General features: G+C 48.3%; 17 protein-coding genes and 1 tRNA gene. 3 read left to right on the top strand and 15 right to left on the bottom strand.

Annotated elements, in window-relative coordinates; translation table 11 throughout:
* The first annotated feature begins 15 nt into the window (after positions 1 to 15).
* Complete coding sequence (locus IPG22_17660; protein ID MBK6590114.1) at positions 16 to 1,872, top strand: tetratricopeptide repeat protein; 1,857 nt, start codon at positions 16 to 18, stop codon at positions 1,870 to 1,872.
* Positions 1,873 to 1,975: 103 nt separating this feature from the next.
* Here IPG22_17660 and IPG22_17655 read toward each other — a convergent pair whose 3' ends face one another.
* Positions 1,976 to 3,001 (bottom strand): DUF2156 domain-containing protein, encoded by a 1,026-nt coding sequence (locus tag IPG22_17655; GenBank protein ID MBK6590113.1) that lies wholly within the window; start codon positions 2,999 to 3,001, stop codon positions 1,976 to 1,978.
* Positions 3,002 to 3,494: 493 nt separating this feature from the next.
* Between IPG22_17655 and IPG22_17650 the strand changes: the two genes are divergently transcribed.
* Entirely contained in the window at positions 3,495 to 4,229 is a 735-nt protein-coding gene (locus IPG22_17650; GenBank protein ID MBK6590112.1) for a methyltransferase domain-containing protein, read from the top strand.
* On the opposite strand, the gene IPG22_17645 is transcribed toward IPG22_17650, so the two are convergent.
* From IPG22_17645 to IPG22_17630, 4 genes are all read right to left on the bottom strand, one after another.
* A complete protein-coding gene (locus tag IPG22_17645) occupies positions 4,219 to 5,001 on the bottom strand; it encodes a polysaccharide deacetylase family protein (GenBank protein ID MBK6590111.1) in 783 nt (260 codons plus the stop codon). The two genes, IPG22_17650 and IPG22_17645, sit on opposite strands and share 11 nt — an antisense overlap.
* Positions 5,002 to 5,220: 219 nt before the next feature.
* Positions 5,221 to 5,847: a response regulator transcription factor gene (locus IPG22_17640; protein ID MBK6590110.1), complete on the bottom strand. Its 627-nt coding sequence runs from the start codon at positions 5,845 to 5,847 to the stop codon at positions 5,221 to 5,223.
* A gap of 14 nt (positions 5,848 to 5,861) precedes the next feature.
* A complete protein-coding gene (locus IPG22_17635; GenBank protein ID MBK6590109.1) occupies positions 5,862 to 6,902 on the bottom strand; it encodes a sensor histidine kinase in 1,041 nt (346 codons plus the stop codon).
* A gap of 153 nt (positions 6,903 to 7,055) precedes the next feature.
* A complete protein-coding gene (locus IPG22_17630; GenBank protein MBK6590108.1) occupies positions 7,056 to 7,703 on the bottom strand; it encodes a nitroreductase family protein in 648 nt (215 codons plus the stop codon).
* 139 nt (positions 7,704 to 7,842) lie between these two features.
* Between IPG22_17630 and IPG22_17625 the strand changes: the two genes are divergently transcribed.
* Positions 7,843 to 9,630, top strand: coding sequence for a DUF389 domain-containing protein (locus IPG22_17625; protein MBK6590107.1), 1,788 nt, complete (start codon positions 7,843 to 7,845; stop codon positions 9,628 to 9,630).
* Between the two features lie 1,309 nt (positions 9,631 to 10,939).
* Here the strand turns inward: IPG22_17625 and IPG22_17620 are convergent.
* From IPG22_17620 to IPG22_17575, 10 genes are all read right to left on the bottom strand, one after another.
* Complete coding sequence (locus tag IPG22_17620; protein MBK6590106.1) at positions 10,940 to 11,632, bottom strand: radical SAM protein; 693 nt, start codon at positions 11,630 to 11,632, stop codon at positions 10,940 to 10,942.
* The gene (locus IPG22_17615) at positions 11,629 to 11,820 is read right to left on the bottom strand and encodes a DUF2997 domain-containing protein (protein MBK6590105.1); all 192 of its coding nucleotides are present in this window, start codon (positions 11,818 to 11,820) and stop codon (positions 11,629 to 11,631) included. Before IPG22_17615 ends, IPG22_17620 begins: the two co-directional genes overlap by 4 nt.
* A 12-nt stretch (positions 11,821 to 11,832) precedes the next feature.
* On the bottom strand, positions 11,833 to 12,231 hold the full coding sequence (locus IPG22_17610) for a DUF1257 domain-containing protein (GenBank protein MBK6590104.1): 399 nt from the start codon (positions 12,229 to 12,231) through the stop codon (positions 11,833 to 11,835).
* A gap of 18 nt (positions 12,232 to 12,249) precedes the next feature.
* The gene (locus IPG22_17605; protein ID MBK6590103.1) at positions 12,250 to 13,869 is read right to left on the bottom strand and encodes an AAA family ATPase; all 1,620 of its coding nucleotides are present in this window, start codon (positions 13,867 to 13,869) and stop codon (positions 12,250 to 12,252) included.
* A gap of 21 nt (positions 13,870 to 13,890) precedes the next feature.
* Positions 13,891 to 14,184, bottom strand: a complete 294-nt coding sequence (locus IPG22_17600; GenBank protein ID MBK6590102.1) for a hypothetical protein — start codon at positions 14,182 to 14,184, stop codon at positions 13,891 to 13,893.
* Positions 14,147 to 15,148, bottom strand: a complete 1,002-nt coding sequence (locus IPG22_17595; GenBank protein ID MBK6590101.1) for an ATP-binding protein — start codon at positions 15,146 to 15,148, stop codon at positions 14,147 to 14,149. The genes IPG22_17600 and IPG22_17595 overlap by 38 nt, the downstream gene beginning before the upstream one ends.
* A gap of 388 nt (positions 15,149 to 15,536) precedes the next feature.
* Positions 15,537 to 16,601, bottom strand: coding sequence for a site-specific integrase (locus IPG22_17590; GenBank protein MBK6590100.1), 1,065 nt, complete (start codon positions 16,599 to 16,601; stop codon positions 15,537 to 15,539).
* A gap of 4 nt (positions 16,602 to 16,605) precedes the next feature.
* Positions 16,606 to 16,860, bottom strand: a complete 255-nt coding sequence (locus tag IPG22_17585) for a helix-turn-helix domain-containing protein (protein MBK6590099.1) — start codon at positions 16,858 to 16,860, stop codon at positions 16,606 to 16,608.
* Between the two features lie 268 nt (positions 16,861 to 17,128).
* A tRNA-Pro gene (locus tag IPG22_17580) sits at positions 17,129 to 17,205 on the bottom strand.
* A 77-nt stretch (positions 17,206 to 17,282) separates the two neighbouring features.
* The gene (locus tag IPG22_17575) at positions 17,283 to 17,834 is read right to left on the bottom strand and encodes a MerR family transcriptional regulator (GenBank protein ID MBK6590098.1); all 552 of its coding nucleotides are present in this window, start codon (positions 17,832 to 17,834) and stop codon (positions 17,283 to 17,285) included.
* Between the last annotated feature and the right edge of the window lie 11 nt (positions 17,835 to 17,845).

Below are 17,845 nucleotides of genomic sequence, written 5' to 3'. Positions count from 1 at the left end.
TGTTAGGTTTGTCCGATGAGTGACGAAAAACCGAAAACTATTGACTTTGGTGAATTCCGTTTTAATATGTCGGAACGGATACTCTCGCGCAACGATGAGATTATTCCGCTGCCGCCGAAGGCTACTGAGATTCTCGCTCTGCTTATCGAAAAGGATGGCCAGATAGTCACGCGCGAAGACCTTTTGGCGACCGTTTGGAAGGATACGTTTGTCGAAGAAGGAAATATTAACTACACGATCTCTTTGCTCCGAAAGGCCCTTGGCGACAAAGACCTGATCCAGACCGTCCCGCGTCGCGGATATAAACTTGTTGCTCCGCCTAGTGGCAACAACGACAAGCAACTATCTAAAGATCGTAAGCCTCAGCAAAGATACCTAAGATTCGCGGCAGTCGCACTTCTGCTGATCGTGGTATTAGGAATTACGGGTTTTGTATATTTTCGAAACGGTTCAACCGTCGTTTCGCCTTCGACAAAGAGCATTACGACGTTAGCCGTTCTCCCACTTAAGAACTTATCCGAAGACGATTTAGACAACAGTGTAATACTCGGCCTTACTGATTCTCTTATCACACGTCTGGCGGGATTGAGACGTTTCAGGGTTCGACCTTATTCGGCGGTTGAACATTTCGCAAAAGGAAAAAAAGATTCGATTGAATTGGGGGCCGAATTAAAAGTTGACGCTGTTATCGCTGGAACCTATCAAAAAATAGACAGCCGAATGCGCGTTAACCTGCGGCTGATCGATGTTCGCGACGGCTCGCAATTGTGGACTTATACATTCGACGAGCCAAACGGCGATATATTCGCACTGCAAGATCAACTTGCACTGCGTGTTGCCGGTTCGCTTCTCGATAACGTAACGCCGAACGACGAAGAGATTCTGGGAAAACGATATACCGAGAATCGCGAAGCATATCTCGCATATCTTCGTGGACGCACAATCTTTTCCCGCCGCATCGAGAAGGGTTTTCAGCAATCTCTTGACGCCTACCAACAGGCACTGGCGCTTGATCCAACATTCGCCCTTGCCTATTCTGGACTCGGCGATCTGTTCACGCGGCAGGGAAACGGCGCGACAGGCGCTCAGGCCGCCGAAAATTATAAAAAGGCGACCGCCTACATCAAACGAGCACTCGAACTCGACGCTGACCTCTCCGAAGCCCACGCATCTCTCGGCAGACTAAAGCGCAGCAATGAATGGGATTGGATCGGTGCCGAAAAGGAATTTAAGAAGGCTATTGAACTGGACCCGAACAATGCGACAGCAATCGCATGGTGCGCGCAAATGCTGTCGTTTCTAGGCAGAACCGATGAGGCTCTCGCAATGGTCGAACGCGCGATTGAGGTCGATCCGGTCACGCCAATGGTCGAGGACGTTAAATTTGCAATACTCGAATCCGCAGGGCGTTTTGACGAAGGTCTAAAGATCGCCGAGAGTCGATACAATTTTGACAAACAGAATCAAACCGCACGTCGTGCGTTGCCGACATTTCTCTTTCATACCGGACAATACGAGCGAGCAATAACCGTCACGGAAGAAATGGCGGTATCTGATCGAGGACGACAGTTCGTCTGGTCATCGCTGCTTGCCACGCTATATTCAAAGACAGGAAACCCCGCGAAAGCCGGCGAACATTTGCAAAAGCTCGAAGAAATGTCCAAAGAAAACTCGAAAGCCGACTATTCTCTTGCGATCAACTATGCCGAACTAGGCCGCGTCGATGACGCATTCGCCGCCCTCGAAAGATGTTTCAACCTCCGCGAAGAACGCCTCGTCTGGCTAAATGTCGATCCTCGCCTAACGTCAATTCGAGACGACGCGCGATTTCGACTGCTGGTAGAAAAGATGCAGTTCGCCGCTAGTAGCTAGCGACAGACGGACCTAATACCAAACGAAGATTTTCCAAAGGACTTTTCGAAAGGCAGCGATCTGTTCCCTTCTTCCGAGTTCCTGGTATTCACCCTTCCCGATTTTACAATTTCTGGATTAGCCAACGGATCTCACTTCTAACTGCTCGCCGCAATCCGCCTAAAAAAAGTCGTATTGGAGCATTTCTGCTGAATGCGGACGCAATCGCATACAGAGTGGAGGGCGAAAGCCGCGGCTCATTGGATATAGCAAATACAGGCTCCCATCTCTCCGGGCGAAATTTCGCCTTAAAAGAATCAAGCCCTTCAAAATTGTAGAATCTCCGTCCGTGAGCACGAATCCATGTGAGCAGGAGGCTAAGCCATACGGGATTTCTAAATGGTTCTATCTCAGCTCTGGTTGAGAGCGGTGACAGTCCGAGAGTCGCATATTCGCTTTGACCATTAGACAATGCCCTCATAGCCGCGTCGATCATCAATTCGACCGTTCCGTTTGGCGAGTCGGGACTATGCACGTATTGTTCAAAGAGCCAACCGTTTCGCATCGGAACCGGTGAAAGCATCACAAAACCGACTACTGCTCCATCGCGTTCGGCTACAAATATCCGTCGGTCGAATAAGCGGCTTAGCGTTTCCGGCTCAACCATAAAGTGCATCGGTGGTAGCCCCTTCCCTTTAAGCCACTCATGTAAACAATTGAGCAACTCTGTGTTTGCAAATGCCCGTTCCGCCGACCATTCGGTAACGAATACGTTTTTGTTGTGTGCCCGGTTAAGCTGCTTGCGAAGCGACCTGTTTTTGGACACGCATACCGCCCAGTTTTGGGGGTTCCACACCGGCTGAGCACCCAAAAGCACTTTGGCGTGGGTTGTCGAGTTTGAAAAAACCGCCTCCAGCCTCGCTTCGGCGCAAAGATAGCAAACTCGCATATTGTCGCGTGCTGCCTCGCTTTCAAATTCAGACACAACCTCCTTCAACCGCTCAATCGTACAAACCGGTGCACCTACGACGACCCAAGCTCGTCTAGTTGTGACATAGCCCGTTACCGCATCTCCCGACTGGGAGAACCATCGTCGTATGCCGGGATTGAGAATTTGGTACGAGGTAGAATTCCATCCTTTCAGCGACACTATATGCCGAGCCCTTTCAACCGCAATGTTGTTTTGTTGAGAGTGTTGTAATTCGGAAATGCCCATCAGTCCAACGCACAAATCGATAACGACCCCATTATCTCACAGCAAGTGCTTAGCTGGGCGTGCAGCCGATCATATTCGGGGGACTTCCTAACCACGTCCGGGTACATACGTTCTGCCCTCCGTTTCACTTGATATCATTAAGCTGATTTAATTCCGTTCAGTGCAAATCTCGAATCATCGATAAAAAGGATATTGCCGAATTTGCGGCCTTTGTAAAAAGCCTGGAAGCTCACCGCCGACTTTGGATCAATGCATACCAACACCGTAACATGGGTTCAAATGCAACTTTAGATCTTTCCTAACGAAGTTGGCTGTGGAAGTCTGTCGGTTTTATTCATCGCCAAAATGCAAATTAGCTCAGAAGAGTCTCTATGGCGTACGAATTTCGGGACTATTTGGTCGGAGCGAATGGTGCGATAATGCTCGTGTGAAGAACCAATCTGAAAAATTAGCAGCCATACCGAGGGGTAATACATCGAAGGGTGTCAATCGCAAAATAATTGAATTACTTCTAACAAACAAAAAGGCAGAGGCCCCAAGTCGGCTCTTGGACATACCCTGCGGAAATGGTGAATTTTTGGATGCGACGCACGATTGTTTTCCAGACTGGATTTTGACCGGCGCTGACTTGGATCAGCCGAAGGAATCATTTTCTCATTCCTTTATCGAACTTGACGGGGCTCAACCGAAAACATTAGAGGGGCAATTTGACGTCGTTACATGCATCAGCGGTGTGATGGAATTTGATAACACGCTTTCTTTTTTTAAAGCCATCCGACGAATTATCTCCGATGATGGCGACCTAATTGTCACCAACGATAACCTGCTCACGGCGAAGGATCGACTGCTGTATTTACTTTCGGGACGGTTCACCCAATATCCTTTCAGGAGTGTTTCCGGTATCCCTACCTGGAAGATATTGCCCGCGCAAAATCTAATTAGAATCTTAGGAGATGCAGGCTTTACGGTTAATACGATTGAGTATGTTCCGGTGTTGTCCGGTGACTGGTTGTGGATCGTGGTTGGTTTCCCGCTTTTCGTTTTTGAACTGCTTGCAAGCGCTGTCTCAACGCCCGATCCGCTACGGCAGCCTGTATTCCAGTTTCGCTCTTTTCTCTCGCGGCATTATGTTCTGACTTGTTGCCCGACCGTTAATCGGTAACGGCTACCGAGTTCGACGACGGCTCGGCCAATTTAGGAACAGGTAATAAGGAGGAAATTCCGGTCGCTCTGAGAATACGAACCATAGACTTAAAATAGTGATGAAGATTTCGTCCGCCGATCGATACTCGACTTAACTCTAACGGGTTCTCATCCAGAGGATGTTTTCTGCTAGTGGATGGCATAATAGTGACTGCTGCCTCAATACCTGCTTCATCGAGAACCTCTAACGTAACTTGATCATAGCTTCCATACGGGTATGCGAAAGAAACGGTAGTCTCACCGAGATTTTCTTTGATTTCATTTATGGACCTGGTTATGGCATCCGTCTGCACTCTACGAGGGTGCTCTGCAAGGTGAATGTGACTATGTGCGTGACTACCTATTTCCCATCCACATTCTCGTAGCTTCTTCAATTCATTCCATGACATGAAATCCGCGGGCAGTTTTTCTCCTGCTTCATCCCAACTTAAGTTTCTTGCCCCGACATCCCCTGTAATAACAAAAACTGTGGCCGGAGCATTGAATTTCTGAAGGACAGGAAGTCCAAGTGTGAAATTATCTTCATACCCATCGTCAAACGTAATTATGGCAATTTTGCCATCGGTAGCAGATAGCCCGTCTTTTAGCGTCGCGAATCGAAACCCTAATAGCTTAAGGAACCTTAGCAGGAAGGTAAGTAAACGCGGCGTCGTAAAAAGATTACGGTGTGTCGCATTCGCAGGCGGATATCCTACCCTGTGTAAACTGAGTATCAGGATCTGTGAACGCATTTTTTTTAATTTTTTTGAGACTTTCTAAGCCGTTCAGACGTCTTACTAATATCTCGGGCTTGAATCCTCTATAAGGTAGGCGTCTTTACAAATCTTTACAATCGGATAGTTCTTATATACAGATAGGATTTTGCGAAGTTGAACGTAGGAGATTTCCTACATGATGGTAGGGGAAATGGAAGGTATGTGCGGGTTCTCAGATGGACATCTGGGATATCACTAGCTCAACTTATTTTCGATTGAATATCGGGTAATATCGGCGTTGCTAAGGAATCCCGTTTTTTCCATTATTCTGGAGCGATAAGTACTAATCGTTTTCACACTCAGGTTCATCTGTTGGCCAATTTGGCTCAAGCCAATGCCTAAGGCAATCAAGCGAAAAACCTCGAGTTCCCGATCGGACAGTAAGGCATGAAGTTCTGCGGGCTCACCTTTTTTGAAAAAATTGGCAAAAATGCCAGCAACCTCGGAATTGACATATTTCTCGCCCCTGTGGGCGGTTCGAATCGCAGCGACAAGTTCATCCGAAGCAGCTTGCTTTGTGAGGTAGCCGGAGGCTCCTGCCCGGAATGATCTCAGGGCGTATTGATCACTGCGATGCATACTTAGCATGATTACAGGAGTTTTGGGATACAAACGGGTGACATCTTTCAGGATCTCAAGCCCGCTCTGCCCCGGCATTGTAATATCGAGGACGATTACATCAACCTTGTTTTCGAGAATTAGCTTGAAGAGTTCGGCTCCATCCGAGGCCTCGCCTACGACTTCGATGTCGGATTCGCAATCAAGTATCTGCCTAATACCTTCTCTTAAAATTACGTGATCGTCCGCTATTATAACTTTCATTTTCGTTTGGGTATTTAGTCAGCCACGACCCGCGGTATATACAATTCAACGACAGTTCCACCTAACGGGCCATTGCTAATGGTGAGTTGGCCACCTAAAACCCGCGTTCTTTCACGCATCCCCACGTGTCCTAAACCTTGAGTGTTCTTCTTACCATGACTCCTAATACCTCTCCCGTTGTCGGCAATAGTAATCACGATACTAGTATTCGCACCGGTAAAATTGATCGAAGCCTTTTTTGCTCCCGAGTGACGTGCGATATTTGTCAAAGCCTCTTGGAAGATCCGAAAAATGGCCGTGTTCGAATCTGGCCCCATATCCAACTCCGCGATATCGGATCTAAAGTCGCATGTTATACCGGTGGTCCTCGCAAACTCGCTTGCCTGCCATTCGCAGGCGGCGACAAGGCCCAGGTCATCCAGCATTAATGGTCGCAAGTCCGACGCTATCCTACGCACCGAATCAATTGCGTCATCGATCCGTCCACTAAAGCTGCTGAGGGTGTCTGGAACCTCATCAAAGGCTTCTTTCCGGTCAAGGGTGCCTAATCGACGATTTAGAACGTGTACGTCCATTTTTAATCTAGTTAAAGATTGGCCCAAGTCGTCATGGATCTCCAAGGCAATACGCTTTTGTTCAGTTTCGCGAAGCGACTGTAGGTGTTGAGTCAGATCTCTAAGTTCTTCGCGCGAATACCTGATTTCCTCGGAAGCTGTCCTAACCTTTTCAATTAGCCAGCACATCAACGATCCTTCCGCTTGAAATAATATAAGTCTGATAATCTCTTCCCGCCCGAAACCAAAGGCACTAAAAGGTTGAAAATAATAATAATCAATCACTAATCCGGAAATTATTGAAGCAAATATTCCAACGCGTATCCCCCCTAACCATGAACTAACAAGAATAGCTGCCAAAAAAAGCGGTGTGCTGATGGGCCGGTCAACCAGCAACCATAGTCCGTTTGTCGCGAATGATGCGAATATTACTAGAACAAGCGCAGTCAAATATCTCAGGGAAAAGGAGTATTCTCTAAATTGCGACAGGACAACCTTCATGTTATAGGTGGGTGGATAGATCGACTCTAAGATACCCTCTTAGGTCATTTCTACACAAACTACCATCTCGGTCATAATTGTTGGGGACAAAAAATGAAGCGACTGCATTTTCTGCAACGCATCGCTAAATATCAGCCGAGAGAGATACGCAGATCAAACCACCTGCATTATATGTTCGAGCGTTTTTCTCTTAATGTCCGGAACAACGGCATTGTCGGCCGGATAACCCACTGGGATCAACACGAACGGCACTTCATTATTCGGTCGTTCGAGAATCTCCTGCAAAAACTTCATCGGCGACGGCGTATGCGTCAGGGTGGCGAGGCCGATGTTGTGGAGGGCGGCGAGGAGCATTCCGACGGCGATGCCGACCGATTCCTGCGAGTAATATGTCGGTTCGGTCTCGCCGTCTTCGACAACGGTAGTGATACGGAAAACAACAATAAGATACGGTGCTGTCTCGAGAAACGGCTTGTGCTCGTCCGTGCCGAGCACCGCCAGCCGACGCAGCCATTTTTCGCTCATGCGGCCGTGATAGCTCTCATATTCTTCCTTTTCCGCCGCCTCGCGGATCTTCCGCTTAATTTCCGCATCTTGCACAACGACAAACCGCCACGGCTGCATATTCGCGCCCGACGGAGCCGTCCCGGCAGTCGCGATGGCTCGTTCTATCAACTCTATCGGCACGTCCTGGTCAGAATAAGCACGGACGGTTCGGCGTCGGTTTAGCAGCTTGAAAAATTCATCGGCCCGTCGTGCTTGTTCACTCGGCTCGACCATTTCAAAATCCAGAGGAACCATAATTGGTTTAGGCGAATTCATATTCTAATTAAGTACTCAGCCAATCATGGCTATATCAATGCGGGCCGTTAGGATCTGGCACTATGGCATAATAAGAAATCACGATCCAGAACTCGAATCGGAAAGAAGTTGGGCCACGATGAATTATAACTTGCTTAGGAAACTTGTCGACTTTCGCTCTCGCATCGCCAAGGCTTTGGGCGTGGAAGCCGATCGTAAATCCAACCTGTATATTGAACTTTCGCGTGGGGCGACGCTTTATGATCTAATTTACTGGCTCCAGATCTTATTCTCGGCTGGGATCGCAACGCTCGGACTCGTTATGAATTCGCCGGCGGTGATCATTGGGGCAATGCTTATCTCACCGCTGATGGGCCCGATCCTCGCAGCCGGATTGTCATTGGCCTCTGGGGATATGATCCTGGCTTTGCGTGCGCTCGCAAAGATTATTTTAAGCTGTTTACTCGCCGTTCTCTTTGCGGTATTTCTCGTGGCACTTCTGCCTTTCCGAGAAATGACGAATGAAATCGCCGCTCGTACTCAACCAAACACACTAGACCTCTTTATCGCATTGCTGTCCGGTGCTGTCGGATCGATCGCGGTTTGCCGTGACGTAAAAGGCGTGGCCACGTCTATCCCTGGCGTGGCCATCGCCGTCGCCCTGATGCCACCGCTATGCGTTGCGGGTTACGGCCTGGGCCTCATTATGACCTTGGATACAGCGACTGGCTGGCGGATTGCTTCCGGTGGTGGCCTGTTGTTTTTGACCAATCTAGTCGCGATAACTTTCACCGCAATGGTCATTTTTCTGATCGTTCAGGTAAGTACGTCCAACGTGAAAGAACGCGCCGAAGAATGGGAGCACAACGATCCGGAGAGTTCGATGATTCTCCGCTTTATTGCTCGCTTCCCAGCCCTTGAAAAGGCACGCGAAATTCGGAGCCTCGGCGTCCGGTTTGTAATGATCCTGATACCGCTGATCGCAATCCTTATTCCGCTTACCCAGTCGTTCAGCCAACTGCAAAAGGAAATCGCTCTGAAGCGACGGGACAATGTGCTAAGAAAAGATATTCTCGACCTGTGGAAACAGCAGCTTCAAACGAAGTCGAACGGCGTGGTGAGAAGTTCGGTGGATCAACTCACCATTCTGGAAACGGAAGAGAAGCTAAATATCGATCTCCGTGTTTTCGACGACGAACCGTACACTCCGAACGAAAAAGCGAAATTCATTCAATTGCTTGCATCGCAGCTTAAGCGGCCGATCGAATCGTTAAATCTCAATCTGACTGAAATTCCGACGACATCTGTTCTGACTCGGCTACGCGACAGAAAACCCGCTACACCTACCCTAGGCGAACTTCAGGCAGGCCTCTGGCGGCAGATCGACAGATCAATGAGCGATATGCAATTACCGCCGGACGCTAGGCTGATCAGCCGCCAGGTAATTACGGACGGGACAAATTCGCTTCACCTCAAAATGACCTACCTCTGCGAGACGGCGATCCCACCGGTCCCAAAACCTGAAGTGATCGATAAAGTTCGGGCAGATCTAGGTGATCAAAGTGCCACAGTTAGTATGGAACGAATTCCGACCAATCTCGGTTTTATAGAGTTTCCCGCCAAAAGTTCTTCCCTTCCGATCTTGGGGATGCTACAGCTCGACTTTGCCGGCCGCGTAATGCGCGAAAATGCCACTCTCATAATGACGGTCGCCGCAAATCGGAGAAAGGACGAAACGCAGAAGATTGCCACTGAACGTAACGAGGCGGTTGCTGGGTATCTAGAAGAAAGATGGCAGGTTTCGCGGGACAGGGTTAGCTTTCAAGAAACGGAACAGCCTGCCGATAAGACAAAAATGGAGTTCCGAGTAAGCAGCAGAGTTGATACTGCTCCAGCAGCGGGTTCTGAATCAAAAAACGCGCCCTAGGGAAAAATAGATTTTTTTGCGATCACCATCGGCAAAACTTCCGCCGAGAAAGACCGGGCCGATCCTCGTTTCGAGCAGCATGCCGCCCGTCACACTTCACCGATATTTTGCCCGGCTGAAATGTTCATATGAACTGCCGGCTTCATAGCATCCACCGAAATATAATTCGCCGCCAATGTATGCTGGAGCAGTGAATGATTCCAAGTCAAAAACAGGTTAGGAACCGTTAGGCAGGGGCGGCGCCAGATGGCAGTCGGGGCATTGACCTAGTTCGAAAGTGGACGTGAGGGAATACCGAATGGCCAACTCCGCGAAATGAGAGGAGCAAAGATCGCGGTGCCTGGGGTTATCGACAATCTCGAAGCCAAGCGGATGTTTTATCGGGGTGAGATCGCGAGGTCCGGGCACGACATGATTTATGGCTAAGGCCCCACACGGTATCCATTCACATGGAGGTGGCGGAACTAATTCCATTACTTCCCCAAAATGAAAAAAAGTATCACCAATGGTTGGTTGGAATAATAGGGATTTTCCCTAATTAGGTTCGGTATTTTCCTAAAAAATTTACTTTACGCAACAAGCCGATGGCAAATTCAAATACATTTAAGGCGCTCCCATACCATAAAACACGCAGAGTAAATATTGGTAGTTGCAAATGGGGCCCCAAACAAAGGTTCGTACCCCTCATAGATGACCCCATCGAAACGATAGAGGCCAGAAGAAGTGCCCACCCATAGATGAACATCGGTTGCCTGCGCACCGGCTATTATCGGGCTTGGAGCACCGTCCTTCGCCGTCCACGCCGTATATAAAGATTTGTGATCGCTCTATCCGGATTGAGAGGAAAAGCTGGGGAAGAAAGTAGAAGTAACGAAACAAGTAATATGGAGCAAACAAAAAAATGCCGATGGATCCCCCGCGAGTGATCTCTGACATTTGTCGCCGTTCTCAGAGTTTTGAACCGGATGCTCACTTCCTTTTGGCTCCATCATACGGATATAAGCGAATGGGCAATAAACGAACTTATCTCGAATGACGGAAATCCTTGATCACGAAATATGGCAATTTTTATATATTTATTTAGCTTTACAGAGCCATCTAGATATCTTAGTCCAAATGGGTAAGCTGCAATCGCTACCGCAAAAGGATGTAGATCAATTCAGAACTAACGAAGAAGCCGATCGAATGTTTGGGGTGCATCCTCGTTCATGAAAGACCCGCAACTGAGCGAAATCAGCGGTCAACTTTTATCGCTCTGGTTGATAAATTTCTTTCTCGATGAGTTGAATTGCCAGCCGCTTGGCCATTTTCAATTCTGGTTAACTGATAAGCAGGTTTCAGACCGATCTTTTGAATAGATGAGTCGTTGATTTCGGGAACCTTTATACCCACCAGCGTTCTCGGCAAACCTATGGATAAACGGGCCGTCGATAAGAAGATCGATATGAGTAAGAATGTAATGAACGTTAGGATCAAATCGTTCAACCAAAGTTTCTATCGTGTTACCGGAATAGATCGTTATGTGCATACCCAGACGCTTTAGCCTGTGTACGAGTTCTGCAACCGCTCCCGTCTGGTCGAATGGTTCGCCACCTAAAATTGTTACGCCATCTTGCTCGTTACAATTCTCTACTATTTCTTCGACCACAGACGAGATTGTGAATAACGATCCATTCTGAATCCGGTGTGTTTCCGGAACATAACAGTCAGGGCATCCTATTGAGCACCCGGAAACCTGGATGACGCTACGCCGTCCGGGGCCATCTACGACCGAATTGTGATAAATCCGATAGATCCAGATGGACTGAGTGCGGTCGGAACCGGGATTTTCTGACGCGGACATCTTCACGGCGCCTCCTTTGTTCTGTTTTCCGCAATTCACATTCTGGGAGGTGCCTAGGTCGTCCCTTAGATCAGTGAGTACATCGGTAGAAACGCCAGAGACTTCAGCCGTGATTTTCCCATTGTCGGGTTCGAGTATGAAAGTGATTTCTTGGCTCATTTTTGTTTGCTGGTCAGTTTGGACCTCGGTGTGACGAAATACTCTTGCTTTTTAGTTTCAGCAGTGGGATCGCCAAGAAATTCCTTTAGCTGCCTCGCGGCCTTCTCACAAGCGGCACCTTGATAACCTTTTATCTCGGTTTCGCAGGTTCCGCGTTCAGTATCGATTTTGAATTCGACTTCAGGCATTTTCGATGCTCCTCAATATTTAATCCGTATCTTGAGAGTCTTTCCCACCCGCTCTTTACTAAGCGTTCCCCCAAGCTTCTTTGCCATCTTTCTCGCGGCTGCTTCGTGATAGTTGTTTTGCAGTCTAATGATGAAATCTTTGCCGAGGCGATACGACAGATCCATGTCGTCGATAACCGCAACATAGCCTTTCGCGGTTTTCCGGAAGCCGATATCGCCTAGTAGGGATTGGCCGTTTACATCTCGACGCCTGATTACGACGTCGGCTGTTTGTGGATCGCGTTTGTCCCATCCTTCAAGAGAAATGTCACTCCCAACAATCGGAGATGCGAAGCCGCATTCGGCCAAGGCTTCGAGAAGCAACTCTCGATTCGGAAATGACTGAGAGTCGAATGTCATGTATTTACTCATATAGTAGATTCTCCGTAATTAGAGTTCATAGATCCGATCGGCGCGAGTTCCGGTAATGCCAGGATTTTCGTTTCGGGAGCCTACGCCTTTGATATTGTTCCGCGCCCATTTGCGTATCTCTTCGATCTTCTCGCTCATCATCTGAGCTGTAGGCGTCATGTTCTCGGCGGCCTTAATTATGTCGCGAGTCTCGGCCTGCCGGTCGCCGTCGATGAAGGCCTCAAGAACTCCGTCTTGTACTGCACCTTCGATCTCCGCTCCGGAAAAGTCTTTGCTTTTATCTACGAGCTTATCGAGATCAAACTGTTCGGCATCAAGTGCTCTTTTCTTAAGGTGTACCCGAAATATCTCTTTCCGATCATCGGTCTCCGGAAGGTCGACGAAATGTATGTATGAGAACCGGCCGATCCTGAACTGTTCGGATTCGAGCTCTCGAACGTCGTTCGCGGTCGCGAAAACGAGAACGTCCTTGTTGTCCTGCATCCAGTTGAGAAGATAGGAGATTGTTCTCGCCGTTTCTCCGCCGTCGGTCTTATTCGACGATTTCATTCCTGAGACCGCCTTCTCGAACTCGCTGATACCCAGAATGCCTTTGATCGTTCCCGCGATAGATAGCGCCCGCTTTATCGACATTGCTGACGAGCCGATAACGCCTCCGCCCTCACCCATGATCGAACCGAAGTCCAAGTCGAGTAGCGCTCGGTTTGTAATGCTTGAAGCGACACGTTTACAGAGGTCCTTTCCGCACCCCGGAAGACCGACAAGCAGTATGCCTTTACACGGTTCGACGTGTCGGGCCTTTGCTCTCGGACTAAAGGTATATGCTGCACGTTCGAGGATTGCTCGAAGCGATTGATAGCCGCCTAAGTTGCTTGCCGGTTCGGGATGAACATACGTAAGCGAACCGCTGCCTCGAATTACGTTTTTCTTTTCCTCAAGGATGACATTGATCGAGTCCTGATTCAGACCGTTGCAGCTGATAACTGCTTTGGCAATGACATTGCTTATCTCCACGGATGTTAGACCAAGGAGAGATTGCTGCAGAGCGTCCTGAGTTTCTTTGGTAAGGCTGATATCGAGACCATTGGAACGCAGGTTCTCAAACTGAAGTTCGATCGAGTCTTCGATCTCGGACTCCCTCGGAAGGTCGAGTTCTATTTGCGTTACTTCCTTTTCGAGTGTTTTTAATTCGGGAAAGTTCGGTCCTACAAAGAGAACGGTGGCTTTCGTCGATTTCAGCTTCCAGGCGATCTCACGAAGTCGTCGAACGAGCAGCGGATCTTCCTGCCCATACGGTGAGATATAGGGAGCGTAGTCACAAAGCAGGAAAATGCCTGTCTTCTGCTCGCTGATAAAGCCAAGAAGGCTTTCGGGATCTTCGGTATCGCCGATCGTTTGAGGCGAGCTTAGCAGTCCCTCTTTCGGATCGACTACCTTCTGAAGGCCGCTTGGACGACTCCAAAAGTAGAGAGACTTTTCCTTATGCCGCTCCTGAAAGACGAGATCGACCAACGCCTCTCTTACGCGGTCTTCTTCGAAGGTATTGATAGCAATAAGCGGATATCGGGCTCTGATCCTAATATCAAGCTCATGCAGAAACTTCCGTATGCTGTCATCACCGGTTTCTAATTCAGACATTATTTGTTTACTGGAAAGAGTTTATGAAACGGATTGTGAGACGAGACGCCCGTTATGGCCATTTCGTCCATTGTTGCCGGTGGGTCTAGGTGCCTCGGTCATTCTTTCGACCTTCTGCATCTCTTCTCTTGATGCGATGCCGTTGTCGATCTTGAACCCCAGATTTGCTAAAGCCCTGCCAACAGCACTTGTTTCACCGTTTTCGATAAAGGATGTTGTGTTTACGTAGCCCTGGCCGCGGATCTCGAAGGCGTGTCCGGTCGAACTGGGTTCGGCGTCATCTCGGTTCCGATACGCTCCGGCTTTGATGCACACGAATGCCTTGCTTCGTGTTCGTCACTCCGAAAATCTCGTCCAATTCCGGCTCATAACAGATTTCGCATCTCCACCAGTCATCGTAGTTTTCCTTGCGCTTCTTACCCATAAAAAACCAGCCAGAATCAATTTCCCGGCCGGCACGAATTATTGATGTACCAGCACCTTTCGAGATGCCCATGGATTGCTTTTGTTCATTCGAGAGCGAGTGCCATCTTTCAATTGGCAATTCGACGAACTTAACTGTGACTTTCGAGGTAAGGTTCTGGATTCCCGGCACGGCGATCTCATACTCAACTTCAGAACCGAAAGGAGCCGCATTTTCTGAATCGTTGGTTCGTAAGAACAAAGGGTCAACCGGAACAACTTTTTCACCGCCTACGATTATCTCCTTTCCTGCCCACAGATGCTTTCTGAACAGGCGACCCAAGGTCTTCCTTATCCTCGTTAAAAAGATTCGTTTATTCTTGAAGTTAATCCGATCGCACTTCTTCCAAATTACGACTGTGCCCGATTCGGTATTAGCGTATGAAATTCCGACTCGCATAGACTTTGGTATGGATTTCAATTCACCAGATACTATTTCGTCCACATCAAGATAGCTTTTCCAGACCGTGCGTCGGTTCCTCCAAGTCACGACTTCAACTCGACGAGCTTGACTGAGGGAACCGTTGGGCAATCCCATTCCATAACGACCTGCACCCGTACGTGAATTGAAACGGGTCGTGCCACCAAACTGCAATGCAAGTTCGAGTACCGTCGGGGCCATTCCGCATCCGTCATCCCCGATTAAAACCGAGAGTTCCTGGTCTTCAGAAATCTCAAACTCAATTCTGACCGACATAGCTTGGGCTTCGAACGCATTATCAATTAGCTCAGCAAGAGCGGTTGCAATGTTCGTGTACCCTGCATCACGAGCAGCTTCGATAAAATGTTCTAAAGAAACAATGTTTCTATCTTTCATTTCCCTTATCCTTTCTGTGAACTAGTGAGCACCGCTAAAACTTACAAAGCAGCGGTGAAATTCCAAACATGATCGCTATCAATTTATAGGTAACTTACCAGTTCCGTCTACCACTGGTGACTCCCTAGAAAAATAAGATTCCCCAACGAATAAGACGAACGACGAATAACAGACGAGACTTGGGATTCGCTCCTTAGGACACAATCTAAGTTACGTTGGAGTCTAGTGTCTAAGCAATAAGGTGGTTAACTTTTGCAACAAACTCAGGTGAAGGATTCCAAGCCTTCAAATGTTAGCCGCTCGATTTTAAGATGAGATGACTTTCAAGATTTTCTGCGGAAATCATTTTGGCTCTACATCATTTCCAACAATCGCCGAACGCGACGAGCTAACCGTCAAGTCGCTTTACTGCCTCAAGCATAAGTTCCGCGTCGGTTTCCGCGTAAATATTTGTAATACTCATATCTGAATGTGCAAAGAGATTCTGTACTATCAGCGGATTTGTATTTCTCCGAATTAATTCAGTGGCAAAGTAGGTTCTCAGGTCGTGGAAATGATAGTTTTCTTCGCGCGTGCCGTCCGGTTTGTTGATTTTGGCTCTAACAAGAACTGGATGCCATCGCTTGCGGAAATCTACAATTGGAAATGGTAATTGTTTATCGGCAATGAGATCCCGTAGTACCGATGCTGCCGTTGCATTGATCGGTACGGATCGCGGAGGTCGTCCCTTCGAACCAATTACCCATACCCTTTGATTCTCAAAATCGATCACCTCCTCATTCAATGCCAATAACTGGCCCCGGCGCAACGGCATGTTAACCGCCAACTGAACAAGCCTGTAAAGTAGCTGATCGGATTCAAGTTCCTTCCACAGGGCTTTCTTCTGCTCGGTCGTAAGTAGGCGCTTTCTTGGCGGTGGTTCTGGTAAGGCCTTCACATACTGCATTGGGTTGCGATCGAGAACGTCCTCTTCACACGCGAGACTAAAGATCTTCGACAAAGTCGACATGATTCGATTGATCGAGGACGGAGATATTAAACTTTTCTTGTTTCGCTGGTTTTTACCGTACTGGAGTTTGTTCCTGCAATCGCGACAATCCTGTGGCGTAATGGTATGCAGAGGTTGATCCTTTAGGTGTTTCAAAAGAAGTTTTATGTAAAGATTCTTCGCTCCCTTATTGACGTTGTTTTGATCTACATATTTTCGATAGGTCGTTTCTACAAAGTCTCCAAAAGTTACGGTTGTATCTGCAACACCGAATGATCTGTCGAAGAGTTGCTTGACCAGTTGGCGCTCGGCGAGTTCAGCTTCTTCCTTAGTACGGGCTGTCGGAATAACCTGATGAATGGTCTTGTGTCCTTTAACTCGTCTGTATACCCACCAACGAGCTGTCGCATACGCCGGATGCTTAGCGTTGATTCGCTTACCGTTATATTTCTTAAAAACTGACATACGCTTAGTAATTCGCTAACCAGGCATCCACTTCAGTTCTGTTGAAAGTTGGCCGGCCCACTCCGTGAAACGGAAGGCCATTTTTCCTCATCCATCGATTTATCGTTGCTCCCGATTTCTTCAAATACTTCGCAACTTCGGACTTCGTCATGATCTGCGGCGGCTGAGATGAATGTATAGCTTTTTCGATGGCCCCCGCGACCGAGGTGTCGATCAAGCGAATCAGCTCTTCTTTTTCTATCGTGATAATTTCAACCATTTCCTGAACCTCCGATCACCAGTTGGCAAAAAATGTGCCTCGCCAAAAAGCCATGAAAATAGACAGCATCGGCCATAAAAGTCGCGAAAACGCGCCATTCGGCGCAGTTTTGTACCACACAAAGGATGTTTATAAACCAGCCTGATCAAGAGTGATGATCTTTGAGAGTTTTGAGCAGAAAAAGGAGGACAAAAAGAATACTGCAACCAAACTGCAACCAAGTCAAAAAAATGGAGCTTCCAGCAATCGCTGAAAGCCCCATATTTATTGGTCGGGACGGCGAGATTTGAACTCACGACCTCTCGCACCCCAAGCGAACGCGCTACCAGACTGCGCTACGTCCCGAAAAAACGAATTCCTAGATTAGTTTTACGCTTCGGAAATGTCAAACTGGGGGAAATTAGTCACTAGCGGCTGTACCCTTACGAAACCTGCGAATTCTTTAGCATTTCGCGAAGGTCGAGAAGATGGCCTGCAATTACCCTGATCGCGTCTTTTTCACTGCCGGAATATTCCCGAGCAGGCTGCACTGCGTGTGGGGTCCTTGTCTCAGTTGGAGCCGTTTCTAACTCAGTTTCAAATCCCGCATCAAACAGCAGCGGGGCTCCCGTCGGGCCAAGGGCGACTCCGGGTGGAACTGTTGGAACCGGGGCTTCTGCCTGTGCCCTTACCTGAGCGATGGGCGGTGCGGAGTGCTCCTTCGGTTTTGAACCTTCTCTGATCTCCGCCTGCAGCTTTTTCCGTGCACCGGCGATCGTGAACATTTCGTTGTAGAGTAGCTGCTTGATCCGCAAAGCGATCTCTACGTCACGCCGGCGATAGCTTCGCTGGCCCGACTTGTTCTTCTGGGGTGAGAGTGTGGAAAACTCAGTTTCCCAATATCGAAGCACATGAGCCTGAACGCCGACGAGTTCGCAAACCTCGCCGATCTTAAAGTAAATTTTCTCAGGTATCACTACAGCTTCTTGTGCCATCGAGTTCGCAT

This window comes from Acidobacteriota bacterium (assembly GCA_016703965.1).
Lineage (GTDB): Bacteria > Acidobacteriota > Blastocatellia > Pyrinomonadales > Pyrinomonadaceae > OLB17.
This window is presented reverse-complemented; position numbering and strand designations above follow the sequence as displayed.